General features: G+C 71.0%; 17 protein-coding genes. 10 read left to right on the top strand and 7 right to left on the bottom strand.

Annotation, left to right across the window (positions count from 1 at the left end; genetic code table 11):
* The first annotated feature begins 9 nt into the window (after positions 1-9).
* From ACO057_RS18885 to ACO057_RS18895, 3 genes are read left to right on the top strand one after another with little or no spacing between them, the layout of a single operon-like run.
* Positions 10-1,146, top strand: coding sequence for an acyl-CoA dehydrogenase family protein (locus ACO057_RS18885; RefSeq protein WP_421994330.1), 1,137 nt, complete (start codon positions 10-12; stop codon positions 1,144-1,146).
* Positions 1,146-2,144 (top strand): acyl-CoA dehydrogenase family protein, encoded by a 999-nt coding sequence (locus tag ACO057_RS18890; protein ID WP_421994332.1) that lies wholly within the window; start codon positions 1,146-1,148, stop codon positions 2,142-2,144. Before ACO057_RS18885 ends, ACO057_RS18890 begins: the two co-directional genes overlap by 1 nt.
* Before the next feature lie 3 nt (positions 2,145-2,147).
* Positions 2,148-2,951 carry a crotonase/enoyl-CoA hydratase family protein gene (locus ACO057_RS18895; RefSeq protein WP_421994334.1) on the top strand — a complete coding sequence of 268 codons (804 nt, stop codon included), beginning with the start codon at positions 2,148-2,150 and terminating at the stop codon, positions 2,949-2,951.
* 45 nt (positions 2,952-2,996) lie between these two features.
* On the opposite strand, the gene ACO057_RS18900 is transcribed toward ACO057_RS18895, so the two are convergent.
* Positions 2,997-3,746, bottom strand: coding sequence for an SDR family oxidoreductase (locus tag ACO057_RS18900; protein WP_421994336.1), 750 nt, complete (start codon positions 3,744-3,746; stop codon positions 2,997-2,999).
* A 95-nt stretch (positions 3,747-3,841) separates the two neighbouring features.
* On the opposite strand from ACO057_RS18900, the gene ACO057_RS18905 reads away from it, so the two are divergent.
* The 5 genes from ACO057_RS18905 to ACO057_RS18925 all read left to right on the top strand — a co-directional run bounded on the left by ACO057_RS18905 (position 3,842) and on the right by ACO057_RS18925 (position 7,059).
* Positions 3,842-4,714 carry an amidohydrolase family protein gene (locus ACO057_RS18905; protein WP_421994338.1) on the top strand — a complete coding sequence of 291 codons (873 nt, stop codon included), beginning with the start codon at positions 3,842-3,844 and terminating at the stop codon, positions 4,712-4,714.
* Positions 4,715-4,780: 66 nt separating this feature from the next.
* Positions 4,781-4,987 carry a TOBE domain-containing protein gene (locus ACO057_RS18910; RefSeq protein WP_421994340.1) on the top strand — a complete coding sequence of 69 codons (207 nt, stop codon included), beginning with the start codon at positions 4,781-4,783 and terminating at the stop codon, positions 4,985-4,987.
* Between the two features lie 4 nt (positions 4,988-4,991).
* A complete protein-coding gene (locus ACO057_RS18915; protein WP_421994342.1) occupies positions 4,992-5,453 on the top strand; it encodes a hypothetical protein in 462 nt (153 codons plus the stop codon).
* 123 nt (positions 5,454-5,576) lie between these two features.
* A complete protein-coding gene (locus ACO057_RS18920; protein ID WP_421994344.1) occupies positions 5,577-6,533 on the top strand; it encodes an MYG1 family protein in 957 nt (318 codons plus the stop codon).
* Between the two features lie 43 nt (positions 6,534-6,576).
* Complete coding sequence (locus ACO057_RS18925; RefSeq protein ID WP_421994346.1) at positions 6,577-7,059, top strand: GNAT family N-acetyltransferase; 483 nt, start codon at positions 6,577-6,579, stop codon at positions 7,057-7,059.
* 28 nt (positions 7,060-7,087) lie between these two features.
* On the opposite strand, the gene ACO057_RS18930 is transcribed toward ACO057_RS18925, so the two are convergent.
* The 5 genes from ACO057_RS18930 to ACO057_RS18950 are packed head-to-tail and all read right to left on the bottom strand — an operon-like array spanning position 7,088 to position 10,483.
* A complete protein-coding gene (locus ACO057_RS18930; protein ID WP_421994348.1) occupies positions 7,088-7,525 on the bottom strand; it encodes a GNAT family N-acetyltransferase in 438 nt (145 codons plus the stop codon).
* 7 nt (positions 7,526-7,532) lie between these two features.
* On the bottom strand, positions 7,533-8,159 hold the full coding sequence (parA, locus tag ACO057_RS18935) for a ParA family partition ATPase (RefSeq protein WP_421994350.1): 627 nt from the start codon (positions 8,157-8,159) through the stop codon (positions 7,533-7,535).
* Positions 8,160-8,192: 33 nt separating this feature from the next.
* Positions 8,193-8,822 (bottom strand): hypothetical protein, encoded by a 630-nt coding sequence (locus ACO057_RS18940; RefSeq protein ID WP_421994352.1) that lies wholly within the window; start codon positions 8,820-8,822, stop codon positions 8,193-8,195.
* 6 nt (positions 8,823-8,828) lie between these two features.
* A complete protein-coding gene (locus ACO057_RS18945; RefSeq protein WP_421994354.1) occupies positions 8,829-9,152 on the bottom strand; it encodes a hypothetical protein in 324 nt (107 codons plus the stop codon).
* Complete coding sequence (locus ACO057_RS18950) at positions 9,152-10,483, bottom strand: sulfite oxidase (RefSeq protein WP_421994356.1); 1,332 nt, start codon at positions 10,481-10,483, stop codon at positions 9,152-9,154. Before ACO057_RS18950 ends, ACO057_RS18945 begins: the two co-directional genes overlap by 1 nt.
* Positions 10,484-10,536: 53 nt before the next feature.
* On the opposite strand from ACO057_RS18950, the gene ACO057_RS18955 reads away from it, so the two are divergent.
* Complete coding sequence (locus ACO057_RS18955) at positions 10,537-11,937, top strand: NAD(P)H-hydrate dehydratase (RefSeq protein WP_421994358.1); 1,401 nt, start codon at positions 10,537-10,539, stop codon at positions 11,935-11,937.
* Positions 11,938-11,997: 60 nt separating this feature from the next.
* Positions 11,998-13,398, top strand: a complete 1,401-nt coding sequence (locus ACO057_RS18960; protein WP_421994360.1) for a malonyl-CoA decarboxylase — start codon at positions 11,998-12,000, stop codon at positions 13,396-13,398.
* 26 nt (positions 13,399-13,424) lie between these two features.
* Here ACO057_RS18960 and ACO057_RS18965 read toward each other — a convergent pair whose 3' ends face one another.
* Positions 13,425-14,393, bottom strand: a complete 969-nt coding sequence (locus tag ACO057_RS18965) for a hydroxyacid dehydrogenase (protein ID WP_421994362.1) — start codon at positions 14,391-14,393, stop codon at positions 13,425-13,427.
* Positions 14,394-14,513: the final 120 nt, after the last annotated feature.

The following is a 14,513-nucleotide window of genomic DNA, read 5'->3' on the forward strand; positions in this document are numbered from 1 at the left end:
GGAAGCCGAATGCGATTTGACCTGCCGGAAATCCCGCCGGATTCCGAGAAGCTCCGAGGGGAATTGCGCGCCTTCCTCGCTGAGGCCGGCCGTGACTGGTCGCCGACGACGCGCGCGCGTTCCTGGATGGGCTTCGATCGCGATTTCTCGCGCGCCGTCGGCGAGCGCGGCTGGATCGGCATGACCTGGCCGAAGCCATATGGCGGGCGCGAACGCAGCAGCCTTGAGCGTATCGTCGTGCTGGAGGAGATGCTCGCGGCCGGCGCCCCGGTCGGCGCGCATTGGATCGGCGACCGCCAGCAGGGGCCGCTCATCCTGCGCCTGGGCACCGAGGAGCAGCGCAACCGGATCCTTCCCGGCATCGCGCGGGGCGAGCTGGCCTTCTGCATCGGCCTGTCCGAGCCCGATGCGGGCAGCGACCTCGCCGCGCTGCGCACCCGCGCCGAGCGCACCGCGACGGGCTGGACGCTCAACGGCCGCAAGATCTGGACGACCTTCGCGCATAAGAGCGACTACATGGTCGCGCTCGTCCGCACCTCGCCCGTGCCGGAGGGCGGCTCGCGCCATGCGGGGCTGTCGCAGTTCCTGGTGGACCTGCGCCTTTCCGGCCTCTCCATCCGCCCCATCCGCGATCTCGCCGGCGAGGAGAGCTTCAACGAGGTCACGTTCGACGATGTGAAGCTGCGCGCCGACGACCTCATCGGCCAGGAGGGCGCGGGCTGGGCCCAGGCGACCTCGGAGCTCGCCTTCGAGCGCAGCGGGCCGGACCGCTACCTCTCCTCCTTCCCCGCGCTGAATGCCGGCATCGATGCGCTGAACGCCGCCCCGCAACCGGGCGCCGAGGTCACGATCGGACGCATGGTCGCGCGGCTCGCCACGCTGCGCGGGATGTCGCTCTCGGTCGGCGGCATGCTGGAGCGGGGCGAATCGCCGCAGGTGGAGGCGGCACTGGTGAAGGATGTCGGCAACGTCTTCGAACAGGCGCTGCCCGAGCATCTTCGCAACCTGCTCGACCCCGGCGAGTCCACGTCCGAGCTGCGCGAGATCCTGGGCGCCCTGGCTCAGCTCGCGCCCACCTTCAGCCTGCGCGGCGGCACGCGTGAAATTCTGCGCGGCATCATCGCGCGCGACCTGGGGCTGCGCTGATGACCGATCTGCGTTCGATCCTCACCGAGCAGGTGGATCGCCTCATCGGCGATGCCGGGGGCGTCGCGCTGCTTCGCCAGATCGAGGCGGGCGAATGGCCCGCGGAGCTCTGGGACGGGCTGGAGGCGCAGGGCCTCGCCCTCGCACTGGTTCCCGAGGAGGCCGGCGGCGTCGGTCTCAGCTGGGGCGACGCGGTGGCGATCTGGCAGGTGCTGGGCCGCCATGGCGCGCCCGGCCCCATCGCGGAGACCATGTTCGCCGCGGCCCTGCTGGCGAGCGCGGGCATCGAGGTTCCGCCGGGACCGCTCGGCCTCGCCTGCGGCACCGCGGCCGTGCCCTACGGGCGGCATGTCGCGCATATCGTCCGGCTGGAGGGCGCCACCGTTGCGCTGCATGAGGCGGGCGAGGCGCGGTCGGCCGGCAATATCGGCCATGAGCCGCGCGATGCCGTGACGCCCGGCCCGCGCATCGCCCGCGCCCTGCTGCCCAACCAGTTCGGCCCACGCGCGGGCCTGCTCGGCCGCGCGCTGATCCGCGCCGCGGTCATCGCGGGCGCGCTGGAGCGCGTGCTGGCCCTGACCGTGGAATGGGCCAATACGCGCAAGCAGTTCGGCCGGGCCATCGGCAAGTTCCAGGCGGTGCAGCAGCAGCTCGCCGCCATGGCGGGCGAGGTCGCGGCGGTGAGCGTCGCGGTCAGCCAGGCCGCGCGCGCCGCCGATGCGCATGGCCTCGCCGGCGCGGCCTTCGAGATCGGCTGCGCCAAGATCATTGCCGGCGAGGCGGCGACCATGGGGGCGGCCACCGCGCACCAGGTCTTCGCCGCCATCGGCATTACCGAAGAACACGAGCTGCACCACTTCACCCGCCGCCTCTGGTCCTGGCGGGAGGAGGGCGGCACCGAACGATTCTGGGCCGCCGAGATCGGCCGCGCGGCGCTTTCGCGCGGCGGCGCGAACCTCTGGCCCGACCTCACCGCACGCGACCCGCAAGGAAACTGATGAATGGCTGACTTCCTCAAGATCGAGCAGGACGGCCCCGTCGTCACGATCACGCTCAACGCGCCCGAGCGCCGCAATGCCATCTCCAGCTTCGCCGATTGCGACGAGGTGGAGGACGCCTGCCGCCGCATCGCGCGCGACGACAGCCTGCGCTGCGTCATCGTGACTGGCGCCGACCCCGCCTTCTGCGCGGGCGGCGACCTCAAGGGCATGCGCGACCGCACCGGCATCATGGCCGCCACCAATGCGGCCGAGATGCGCGAGAACTACCGCCGCGGCATCCAGCGCATCCCGCTCGCGCTGTGGGAGCTCGACCTGCCGACCATCGCCGCCATCAATGGCCCCGCGATCGGCGCAGGCCTCGATCTCGCCTGCATGTGCGACATGCGCATCGCCAGCGAGAAGGCCATCTTCGCGGAGAGCTTCGTGCGCGTGGGCATCGTCCCCGGCGATGGCGGCGCCTGGCTGCTGCCGCGCGCGGTCGGCCTCGCCATGGCCGCCGAGATGTCCTTCACGGGCGATCCGCTGAATGCCGAGCAGGGCCTGGCCGCGCGGCTCGTCTCGCGCGTGGTGCCGCATGCGGAGCTCATGTCGGCCGCGAGGGAGCTGGCCGCGCGCGTGGCGAAGAATCCGCCGCAGGTGCTGCGCATGACCAAGCGCCTGCTGCGCGAGGGCCAGCACATGTCGCTGGCCTCGACGCTGGAATTGTCGGCGGCCTTCCAGGCGATCGCGCAGGAGACCGAGGATCACAAGGAAGCGGTGAGCGCCATGCTGGAAAAGCGGCAGGCGACCTTCACCGGCCGCTAGGCATCGCGGCGCAGGAAACCAGGTTTCCTGCGCCGTCGAAGCGGTTCAGCCGCGGCCTTCCCAGGGCATCAGCGAGGCCTTGATCGTCAGGAAGGGCACGTTCGCCTCGGGCGTCACGCTGTCCATGAAGACGATGGCGTTGGCCACGTTCTGCACGTCCATCGTGGCCTCGACGACCAGCTCGCCGCTCGGCTGCTTCACGCCCTTGGTCATGCGCTGCGTCATGTTCGTCGCCGCATTGCCGATGTCGATCTGGCCAGCGACGATGTTGTACTTGCGCCCGTCCAGGATCAGCGACTTCGTGAGCCCCGTGATGGCGTGCTTCGTCGCCGTATAGGCCACGCTGTCCGGCCGCGGCGTGTGCGCGCTGATGGAGCCGTTGTTGATGATGCGCCCGCCCTGCGGCGACTGCTCCTTCATCATGCGGAAGGCCTGCTGCGCGCAGAGGAAGGAACCGGTGAGGTTCACGTTCACCACCTGCAGCCACTTCTCCACCGGCAGGTCCTCGAGCAGGTAGCCCTGCACGCCCATGCCGGCATTGTTGAACAGCAGGTCGCAGCGGCCCCACTTCGACTTCACGTCCGCGAAGAGCTTGGCCACGCCCTCGGGCGAGGCGACGTCGGTCGCGACGGCCATGGCATTGCCGGAATTGGCGCCGGCCATCTGCGCCGTCTCGTCCAGCGCCTCCTGGCGCCGCGCGACCAGGGCCACGCGATATCCCGCCTTCAACAGGCCGAGCGCCGAGGCGCGCCCGATGCCCGTGCTCGCCCCCGTCACCACCGCGACTTTGCTCATGCGACTTATTCCCCAGAGTTATGCCGGGCCGAACCGGCCAAGCTTTTGCGGACGCAAGATTGCGTCGGAGACGCGATCGCCGCAATCTCAGGCCCATGGAACCGACCCTGATATTCGATTGCGTCCCCGCAAACGAGAAGACCTGCGCCCCTCGCCAGAAGGCGCCCCCCGGAAGCTGCGACAGCCACTTCCACATCTTTGGCCCCTATGACCGCTTCCCCATGAGCGCGTCGCGGCCCTACACGCCGCCGCCGGCGTCGATCGAGCATTATCTCGATATGGCCAACACCCTCGGGCTCGACCGCCGCGTCGTCGTGCAGGCGAGCGTCTATGGCACCGACAACCGCGTCACGTTGGATGCCGTGGCGCGCTTCGGCCGCGACAATGCGCGCGCCGTCGTCGTGGTGGACGAGGGCGTGATGCCCGACGAGCTGAAGCGCCTTGCCGATGAGGGCGCGGTCGGCCTGCGCCTCAACGTCGTGAGCGGAAACGGCACGCCCGTCGAGCAGATCGAGAGCCTGGCGCGCCGCGTGGCGAGCCTGGGCTGGCACATCCAGCTCTACATGAAGGGCGCCGTGATGAAGGACCTGGCGCCGCAGCTGGCACGGCTTCCGGTTCCGCTGGTGCTCGACCACATGGCGGGCGTGGACGCGGCCGACGGTCCGGAAGGCGCGGAGCTGGAGGCAGCGCTGCGTCTGCTCGAGACGGGCAATGTGTGGGTGAAGATCAGCGGCTACCGTTCCAGCAAACCGCCCTACGACAACCTCGCGCCCATCGCGCGCCGCTTCGTGGAGGTGGCGCCCGAGCGTTGCGTCTGGGGCACCGACTGGCCGCACACGCAGTTCCAGACCCAGGCCGAGATGACCGATGGCGGCATGCTGCTCGACTGGCTCTTCGACTGGGTGCCCGATGCCGCGACGCGCGAGAAGATCCTGGTGACCAACCCGGCGGCGCTCTACCGCTTCTGAGCTGGCGAAAATCCTGAGGGAGGCGTTATGATTGGTCGATCATAACGATTCCGATAGGGAGCCATCATGAAACTCAGCGCCAGGAACCAGATCAAGGGCACCGTCGTCAGCGTGCAGAAAGGCCAGACCACCGGCCATGTGCGCCTCGACATCGGCCAGGGCGTGATCGTCACCTCCTCCATCACCAACGAGGCCATCGACGACCTCGAATTGAAGGTGGGCGACACGGCCATCGCCGTGATCAAGGCCTCGGATGTGATGGTCGCGAAGTAGTCCGATGCGCCGGCTCCTCGTGATCGCTGTCCTCGCACTGCTGGCGGCACCGGCCGCCTGGGCGCAGACGATCGTCGTGGAGATCGAGGGACGCTCCCGCGTCCTGGACGCCGCGGCGCTGGCCGCCCTTCCCACGGCGACCTCCAGCGTCGAGCGCAATGGCGCCCGCGTCACCTATACGGGCCCGCTGCTCTGGCAGGTCCTCGCGGCGGGCGGCGCCGCGCCGGAATACGCGCTCGCGGCGCGGCTCGCGCTGCTGGTGACGGCCAGCGACGGCTACACTACGGTGCTTTCGCTCGGGGAGATCGCGCCCGAGCTGGGGAATCGCCCGGTCCTGCTGGGCCTCTCGGCGGATGACGCCTCCATCCGGTCCTTCCCGCGTCTGGTCGTCCCGGGCGAGCGCCGGGGCGCGCGCGGCGTGCGGGACGTGGCCCGCCTCACGGTGCTGCCCGTCCGGACGCCCTGACACGGGCGGGACGCCCGCCACCCATGCCGAGAATGGACAGCCGCCCGGCGGCCCGGCACATCGACGCCGGGCGCGCGCCCCCTTAGGCAAGCGGCCGAGTTTCCCCCGCATCGGATCCCCCTCATGACCAGCGACCAGACGCTTCCCATCCTCGCGACCCATGGCGGCAAGTTCCATTGCGACGAGGTCTTCGCCTATGCCGTCCTGCGCCTGGCGCTGGGCCTGCGGGCGCCGGGCCAGGACCATGTCCTGCGGCGCACCCGCAAGCAGGAACTGCTCGACACGGCGGATATCGTCTGGGACGTGGGCTTCGCCTTCGACGAGGCGGCGCACCGCTTCGACCACCACCAGCGCGGCGCGCCGCTACGCGCGGACGAGACGCCCTTCTCCTCGGCGGGCCTGGTCTGGCGCGTCTATGGCGAGCGCGCGGTCGCCGCCCTGCTGAAGGAGAGCGGTTCGGAGGGCTTCGCCGCCGCCATCGCGGCCGATCTCGACGAGACGATCGTGCGCACCATCGACGAGATCGACAACGGCGTGACGGCCGATGGCCCGGTCCGGCGCGACACCCTCGGCTTCGCCGGGCTGATCGGCGAGTTCAACCCGACCTGGGACAATCCCTCGGCGAACGGCGCCTCGGCCGGCGATGCCGCCTTCCTGGAGGCGGCCGAGCTCGCCACCGGCATGCTGCGCCGGCGCGTGGACGGGCTGCGGGCGCGGCTGGCCGCGGAGGCGAGCGTGCTGGCGGCCCATGCGGCCGGCGAGGATCCGCGCATCCTGGTGCTGGAGCGCGGCATGCCCTGGAAGAACGTGATCTTCACCCACGAGCTTCCGGTGCTCTTCACCGTCTCGCCAGCCTCGAACGGCAACTGGATGCTGGACACGATGCCGCCGGAGCCCGGCTCCTTCGCGCAGCGCCATCCGCTGCCGGAAGCCTGGGCCGGGCTGGAAGCCGGCGTGCTGGCGGAGACGGCGGGCGTGCCTGACGCCGTCTTCGTGCATCTGCGCCGCTTCGTGGGCGCGGCGAAGTCGCGCGAGGGCGCCCTGGCGATGGCCCGCAAGGCCGTGGAAATGCCGGCCTGATGGTGGATTGGTCCCGAACCCCCCGCGATCCCAGGAGAACGGCATGCTGATCCGCCCCGCCCGCCACGAGGATCGCAGCGCGATCCTGTCCATCATCGGGCCGACGATCCGGGCCGGGGAGACCTATACGCTCGACCCGGCCATGGGCGAGGCCGAGGCGCTGGCCTATTGGCTCGCCGCCGACAAAGAAACCTTCGTCGCCGAGGACGAAGGCGTCATCGTCGGCACCTACTACATGCGCCCCAACCAGGCGGGGGGCGGCGGGCATGTCTGCAATTGCGGATATATGACCGATGGCTCGGCCCTGGGCCGAGGCGTGGCGCGGGCGATGTGCGGACACTCGCTCGAGCACGCCCGGTCACGCGGCTATCGCGCCATGCAGTTCAACTTCGTCGTCAGCACCAACGAGCGGGCCGTGCGGCTCTGGCAGTCCATGGGGTTCCACATCGCGGGACGCCTGCCGCTCGCCTTTCGGCATCCGAGCCTTGGCTATGTGGATGCGCTGGTCATGTTCCAGGCCCTCTGATCGGAAGAGGCCTGGGGCGGTTCCCGGCCTAAAGCTTCTTGCGGTACCAGATCCGCGAATGACCGGGCGGCATGCCATCCAGCCGTCCGGCCTCGATCCAGCCATGGCGCTGCCAGAAGTTCGGCGCATGGAAGCTGAAGGTGTCGGTATAGGCGTCGGTGCAGCCGCGTGTCCGGGCAACGGCCTCCGCGCGGGCCAGCAGATCGCCGCCGAGGCCCTTGCCGCGCACGCCGGGCGAGAGCCAGAGCCAGTCGATGAAGAGCCAGTTCCAATAGGTCAGGCCCAATAGCCCGCCCTTGACCACCTCGTCCTCGTCGCGGGCCAGCACCGTCACCGGCTCGCGGTCATAGGGGCCGCCGCGCTCCTGGTTGTAGCTGTGCAGGCCGCGCTGGATGGCGGCGACCGCTTCCAGCTCGGGATAATCGTCGTCGCTGATGATGAGCTTCGGGGAGTCCAGATCGGGCATTCGCCGTTTATTGGGCCTTCAGCTTGCGGAGGGAAGAGGCCAGGGCCTTCACCTCTTCGGCGGCCAGGCTGCGCGGGCTGCTTTCGGTGACGCCCAGGCCCAAGGCGAAGGCCGTCGCGAAGGCCGATCGGTTGCCCAGCGTCTGCTTCATCACGGGCGCCTTGCGGCGGGCAAGCTCGGCCGTCACCACGTCGCGCAGCCGCCCGGTGGGCGGCATGCGGTTCAGCACGATGCGATAGGGCTTCTTCTCGTCCTCGGCGAGCTTGATCGTGGCCTCGGCGGCCCAGAGGTCGGGCAAAGAGGGTTGCAGCGGGATCAGCACGAGATCGGCCGCGCGCACGGCGATGCGGGCATCGGTGTCGGCATGGGGCGGCGTGTCGAGCACCACGTAATCGGCTGATTTGCGATGCCGGTCGATCGCGCCCGAGAGCCGCCAGCCGGAGGGGGACTCGAAGGCGATGGGAGTGGCGCCCTCGGCGCGCAGCCCATACCAGCGCACCAGGCTCTGCTGGGGGTCGGTGTCCAGCAGCACGACCTTCTTGCCGTCCGCCCCCAGGGCCACGGCGATATTGGCGGCCAGGGTGGATTTCCCCGCCCCCCCCTTTTGTTGCGCGACGGCGATGACGATGGCCAAGGCAGGGTCTCCTGCGATTCGGAAGAACCGAGCTTAGCCCGCTTTTCGGGCCTGCACGGCTGCTCTTGCCGCCGCCATCACGCCGATGCCCGGCACGGTCAGCGGCGGATGGCCCGGCATGAGCCCGGCGGCCGGGGCCATCGAGGCCTGGGCCAGGACCACGCGCCCCTCCAGCCCCTCGGCCGCCGCGGCGATCCGGCCGAGATAGGCGCGGGTCTCGCCGGCCTGGAACAGGCCCCAGGCGCCGTGGACCATGTGCATGACCAGCTTCGCCTCATGGGCGCGGGCCGCCGCCTCGAAGAGCCGCCGCGTGGGCTCGCGGGTGGTGGGCGCGGCGTAGAGGACATGCACCACCCCGCCGGCCCGCGTCGCGGCCTCGGCCAGGGCGCCGTCGGCGCGCAGGACCGGCCGGGGCGAGTCCTGCGCCTGTTCGGCGGCCGCGCCGATGGTCGAGCAGGTGAGCAGCACGGCATCGGCATGCCAGGCGAGGTCGCGCAGCAGCATCGCGGCCTCGGCCAGGACCTCGGGCGTGGGCTCGCGCAGCAGGTCGGCGCGGATCTTGTGGGTCAGGCGCAGCGCGCCGCCGGGCAGGGCGGCGGCGACCGTGTCGAAGAGCGGGGCGTTGCTCTCGGCCGTGTGCAGGCAGGCGATGGTGATGGCCATGGGAACTCAGTTCAGGAAGGGGTTGCGGCCGCGCGGTGGGGCGCGGGGGCCGAAATGCTGGGCGAGGTAGTCCACGATCTGGCCGCGCTCGGCCGGCTCCAGGGGGTTCATGCCCTGCTTGTCGACCATCCAGTCCATGAGCCCGTCCCATTGCGCGCGGGTGAGGGCGCTGCGGCGGATGATCGCGGTGCTGTGACAGGCCGTGCAGGCATAGAAGGTGACCTCCTGCGCCTCGCCGGCGGGGAGCACGGAGGGTTCCTCCGGCTCCGGCGTGGTCTGGGCGAGGGCCGCGCCGCAGGTCAAGGCGAGGGCCAGCAACAAAATCCGCATCAACCGACCAGGATCGCGGCGCGGGAGATGGCGTTGGCCGAATAGCCCTGCGGGTTCCAATTGGCCGCGGCATGGGGCTGCATCCGGCCCTGGCTGTCGGTCGCGCGGTACCAGACCTCGAAATAGCCGTCCGAGGGCAGGGCGACGCGGCCCTGCCAGCGCTGCCAGGCGTGGCGGTTGGCCGGGGCCGCGACCTGCATCTCCGTCCAGGTCGCGCCGAAATCGACGCTGGCATGGACGGCGCGCGCCGTGAGGTCGCCCGCCCAGGCCGCGCCGCGCAGGTCGAGGCCGCGCGTGCCCGCCGGCAGCCGCGAACCATGCGCGTGGGAGGAAAGGATGGCCCGCACCGGCATGCTCTCGAGCTCGGCGAAATCGGCGCCGTTGTTGTCGCTGCCGGGCACGATGGGCTTCACCGGCACGCGGTAGCTGGTGCCGCCCATGCCCGCGCCGTCATGGATCTTGTCGCGGATCCAGATGCGGGTGAGCCATTTCTGGCTGAAGCTGCCCGGCCAGCCCGGCGTGATCAGCCGCAGGGGCGCGCCGTGGATCTGCGGGATCGGCGCGCCGTTCATGCGGAAGGCGAGGATGGTGTCCTCGTCCATCGCCTTGGCGAGGCGCATGCCGCGGTTGATCGCCTGGCGGTCCGTGGCGCCCGAGAGATGCGGGTCCGCGCCGAAATGGCCGGTGTAGATGGCGCTGGGCTTGAGGCCGGCCGCGTTCAGCACGTCGCGCAGGCGCACGCCGGTCCATTCGGCATTGGAGATGGCGCCGTTGCCCCATTGGTTGCCGCGCGTCTGCGGCACATAGGCGCCACGGCCGTTGCCGCCGCACTCCATCTGCAGCTGCAGGGTGACGTTGGGGAAACGGGTCCGCAGCTCGCCCAGCTTGATCGAGAGCGGCGTGTTCACCTCGCCGTCGATGGTGAGGGTCCAGGAATCCGGGTCGCTCACCGGCTCGGGCATCTGGCCATTGTTGCGGATGAAGAAGTTCCGCGCGGAGGTGATCGGCTCGTCGAGCTGGCTTTCGGGCGTCTCGGCCACGAGCGGGCGGTCGCCCAGCAGGATGAGGTCGTTCTTGCCTTCCATGCGGAAGACCTGCGGCGCGGCCGTCTGGGCCGCGGCGGGGCGGGCCAGCAGCTCGGGCAGGGTGCCCGCGGGCATGCGGCCGGCGAAGGGGATGGCTGCACCCAGCGCCGCGCCCATCGTCGCCAGGGCGGTGCCCCTGAGCGCGCCGCGCCGGCCCCAGGCCAGGGCGTCCGCGCGCTCCGGATCGTCACGATACAACTCGGGCAGCGAGCGCTCGGCTTGCCGCGGTCCTTTATAGGACGTCATCTGGTCCTCCCTGATCTTGCGAACATATGACGATGACGACGCCTCCCTCCGCAATGTTTTCCGAACTGCTGACGCCGGCGGAGATGGCGCGGGCGGATCGTTGGGCGGGAAACGGGCCCGCGCTGATGGAGGCGGCCGGCCGCGCCGTGGCGATGGCCCTCCGCAAGCGGTTCCGCCCCTGCCGGGTGCTGATCCTGGCCGGACCCGGCAATAACGGCGGCGATGGCTATGTCGTCGCGCGGCTGCTGGAGCGGGCCGGTTGGGATGTGGCCGTCTCGGCCCTCGCGCCGCCGCGCGTAGGCAGCGACGCGGCGGGGGCCGCCATGCGATGGCGCGGGCCGATGCGCGGGCTGGAGGCGATCGGCCGGGCGGGGCTGGTGGTGGACGCGCTGTTCGGCGCCGGACTCGCGCGGGATTTCGACGGCCCGGCCGCCGATGCGCTGCGGCGGGTCGCGGCCCCCGTCGTCGCGGTGGATGTGCCCTCGGGGCTGGACGGCGCGACCGGGGCGGTGCGCGGCTTCGCCGCCCCGGCGGCGCTGACCGTCACCTTCTTTCGCGCCAAGCCGGGGCATCTGCTGCTCCCCGGGCGCGATCTCTGCGGCGAGCTCGTGGTCGCCGATATCGGCCTGCCGGCCGCGGTGCTGGAGACCATCCGGCCACGAACCTTCGCCAACGGACCTGCCCTGTGGACGCTTCCGCGCCCTGGGGCGGCCTCGCACAAGCACAATCGCGGCCATGTCACGGTGGTCTCGGGGCGCGAGATGGCGGGCGCGGCGCTGCTGGCGGCGCGGGCGGCGCGGCGGGCGGGGGCGGGGCTGGTGACGCTGGCCTGCGCCGATGCGTCCAGCGCCTTGCTGCATCGCCTGGCCGAGCCGGGCGCGCTGGTCCTGGAGGCGGAGGGCGCCGAAGCGCTGGTGGAGGCGATCCTCGCCGACCCTCGCCGCGACACCATGCTGATCGGCCCCGGCTTGCCGCCGGATGCGGCCACCCGGGCCATGGTCTGGCGCATCCTCGCCGCCGGGCGAAGGCTTGTCGCCGATGCCGGGGCGCTGACGGCCTTCGCCGACGATCCGGACGGGCTGCGCGGCGCGGCGATCCTCACGCCCCATGCCGCCGAATTCGCCCGGCTCTTCGGACCCATCGGGGAGGACCGTCTTTCCGCCACCCGCACGGCGGCGGCGCGCATCGGCGGCGTGGTCCTGCTCAAGGGCTCCGACACGGTGATCGCCGCGCCGGACGGTCGCGCGGCCATCAACCACAACGCCCCGCCCTGGCTGGCCACGGGCGGCACCGGCGACGTTCTGGCGGGCCTTGCCGCCGCGCTGCTCGCCCAGGGCATGCCCGCCTTCGAGGCCGCCTGCGCCGCCGCCTGGATCCAGGGCGCGGCGGCGGCGAAAATCGGCCCCGGCCTGCTCGCCGAGGACCTTGCGGGTGCCTTTCGCGACCTCATCTAGGGGTCGCGCTTTGTTTCTGAATATTTCCAGTCTAATCTGCACCGAACCCGGAGACCACCCATGGCTGATACGCTGGCTGTCGCGCCCGAAACCCTGGTGGATCGCGCGCTGCGCCGCGTCACGGGCCTGTGGCGCGACATGGCCGAGCGGGTCGTCAGCCGGGGCGAGCCCGATGACGTCGCCGCCCAGATGCAGGCCTGCCTGACCGGCCCGGGCGGCGAGGTGTCCGCCCGCGCTCGCGCGGCCAAGCTGGCCGCGGCCTATCGCGGCTTCAGCGAGGCCGAGCGGGTGCATTTCCTTCGCACGCTGGCGGGGTTCGATGCCGATCAGAATCTGGTCGAGCGCGCCATCGCCGAATGGACGGGCGCCACCGAAAGCGCCGGCAAGGCCGCCGCCAAGGTGAAGCTGCGCCGCGCGCTGGAGAGCCCGCGCATCCGCCTGCTCACCCAGTTCACCGCCATCCCCGACGGGATGAAGCTGCTGGTGGATCTGCGCGAGGACCTTCTGCGCGTCGCCGAGACGGATCCGCTGCTGCAGGCGCTGGAGGCCGACCTCAAGACGCTGCTGATGTCCTGGTTCGACGTGGGCTTCCTGGAACTCCGGCGGATCGACTGGAACAGCCCGGCCGCGCTGCTGGAGAAGCTCATCCGCTACGAGGCCGTACACCGCATCGAATCCTGGGACGACCTCAAGAACCGCCTGGATTCCGACCGCCGCTGCTACGCCTTCTTCCACCCGCGCATGCCCGCCGAGCCGCTGATCTTCGTCGAGATCGCGCTGGTGAAGGGGCTCGCGGATTCCGTGCAGGCGCTGCTCGACCCGCGCGCCGAGCCGATGGACCCTGCGGGCGCGGACACCGCCGTCTTCTACTCCATCAACAATTGCCAGCGCGGCCTGGACGGTATCGCCTTCGGCAACTTCCTCATCAAGCGCGTGGTCGAGGTGCTGGGGCTGGAATTCCGCGGCCTGAAGAACTTCGCGACCCTCTCGCCCATCCCCGGCTTCTGCCGCTGGCTGACCGCGCGCGAGGAGGCCGGCGACGCGGCCCTGCTGACGAATGACGAGGTCACCGCCATCCGCGCCGCCGCGGGCGCGCCGGCGGAAACCTCGCCCCTGGCCGCGCTGCAGCTGCTGGTCGCGCGCAAGGACTGGACGCCCGAGCTGCGCAAGGTGATGGAGCCCGTGATGGTGCGGCTCTGCGCGCGGTTCCTCGCGCTGGAGGGCGGGCGCAACAAGAAGCGCGCGGCCGATCCGGTGGCGCATTTCCACCTCTCCAACGGCGCGCGGATCGAGCGCATCAACTGGCGCGCCGACACCTCGGTGAAGGGGATGCGCGAGAGCGGGGGGATGATGGTGAACTACCTCTATGACCTGTCCTTCATCGAGGACAATCACGAGGCCTATGCGGGCGAGGGCAAGCGCGCGATGGCGGCGGGCGTGAAGAAGCTGACCAAGGCCTGACCGGGGGGGCAGCGCCCCCCGTCGCCTCAGGCGTGCCGTGGGTGCTCCCAGACCTGGGGGTTCACCACATTCACCGGCCGTTCCCCCCGCATCACCCGCAGCACCTCCTCGGCGGCGGCGATGTTCGTCCGTTCCACCGAGGCCGGCGTCATCCCCGCCCAATGCGGCGTGAGCAGCAGGTTCGGCGCGCCGAAGAGCGGGTTGTCCGGCCGTGTCGGCTCCTGGTTCATCACGTCGAGCGCGGCGCCGCCGATACGACCCTCGTGCAGCACGCGGATCAGCGCCTCCTCGTCGATGACGCCGCCGCGCGAGACGTTGATGAGCCAGGCCTGCGGCTTCATCCGCCCCATCCGCTCCTCCGAGGCCAGCCCGCGCGTCTCTTCCGTCAGCGGGCAGGCCAGGACGAGGAAGTCGGACTCGGCGAAGATGCGATCGAGATCGGCGGGCTCGACATGGTCGGGCAGGGCGCCGCCGCTGCGGCGCACCCCCAGCACCCGCATCCCGAAGCCGAGCCCCGCGACCTGCGCGAGGTGCTTGCCGATGGCGCCCAGACCCACGATGCCGATCGTGCGGCCCGAAAGCTCCACGGCCTTGTCCCAGGCCGCGGTGGCGGCCTTCCAGCCCTGGGTGCGTAAGGTCTGGTCGGCCGATTCCAGCCGCCGGCTGATCACCATCATCTGGGCGATGACATGCTCGGCCACGGACACGGCATTGCCGCCGGGCACGTTGGTGACCGGCAGGCCGAGGGCGGTCGCGCGGTCCACCGGGATGAAGTCGTAGCCGACGCCGGCGCGGGCCACGAGGCGCAGCCTGGGGCTGCGGTCCAGCAGGTCGAGCGGGAGGGGAAGGCGGACGATCAGCGCATCGGCCTCGGCGCAGACGGCATAGAGGCCCTCGGGGCCACGGCTCGGCGGCAGTTCCACCTGCAGCCCGGCCTCCTGAAGCAGGGCGACGGCGGCGGGCGCGATGGGGCTGGTGAGGGCGACGAGCGGCAAGGAAATCCCCGATTCAGAAGCGGTACGAAAGGCGTAGCGTTGCGCCGGTGGGCGTGCAATCCGCCGCGCTCTCGCCAGACCGCTCCAACGGGATAGACTGCCCGCAACTCCCGAGGAACG

It is taken from the genome of Roseococcus sp. (assembly GCF_965227005.1).
Lineage (GTDB): Bacteria > Pseudomonadota > Alphaproteobacteria > Acetobacterales > Acetobacteraceae > Roseococcus.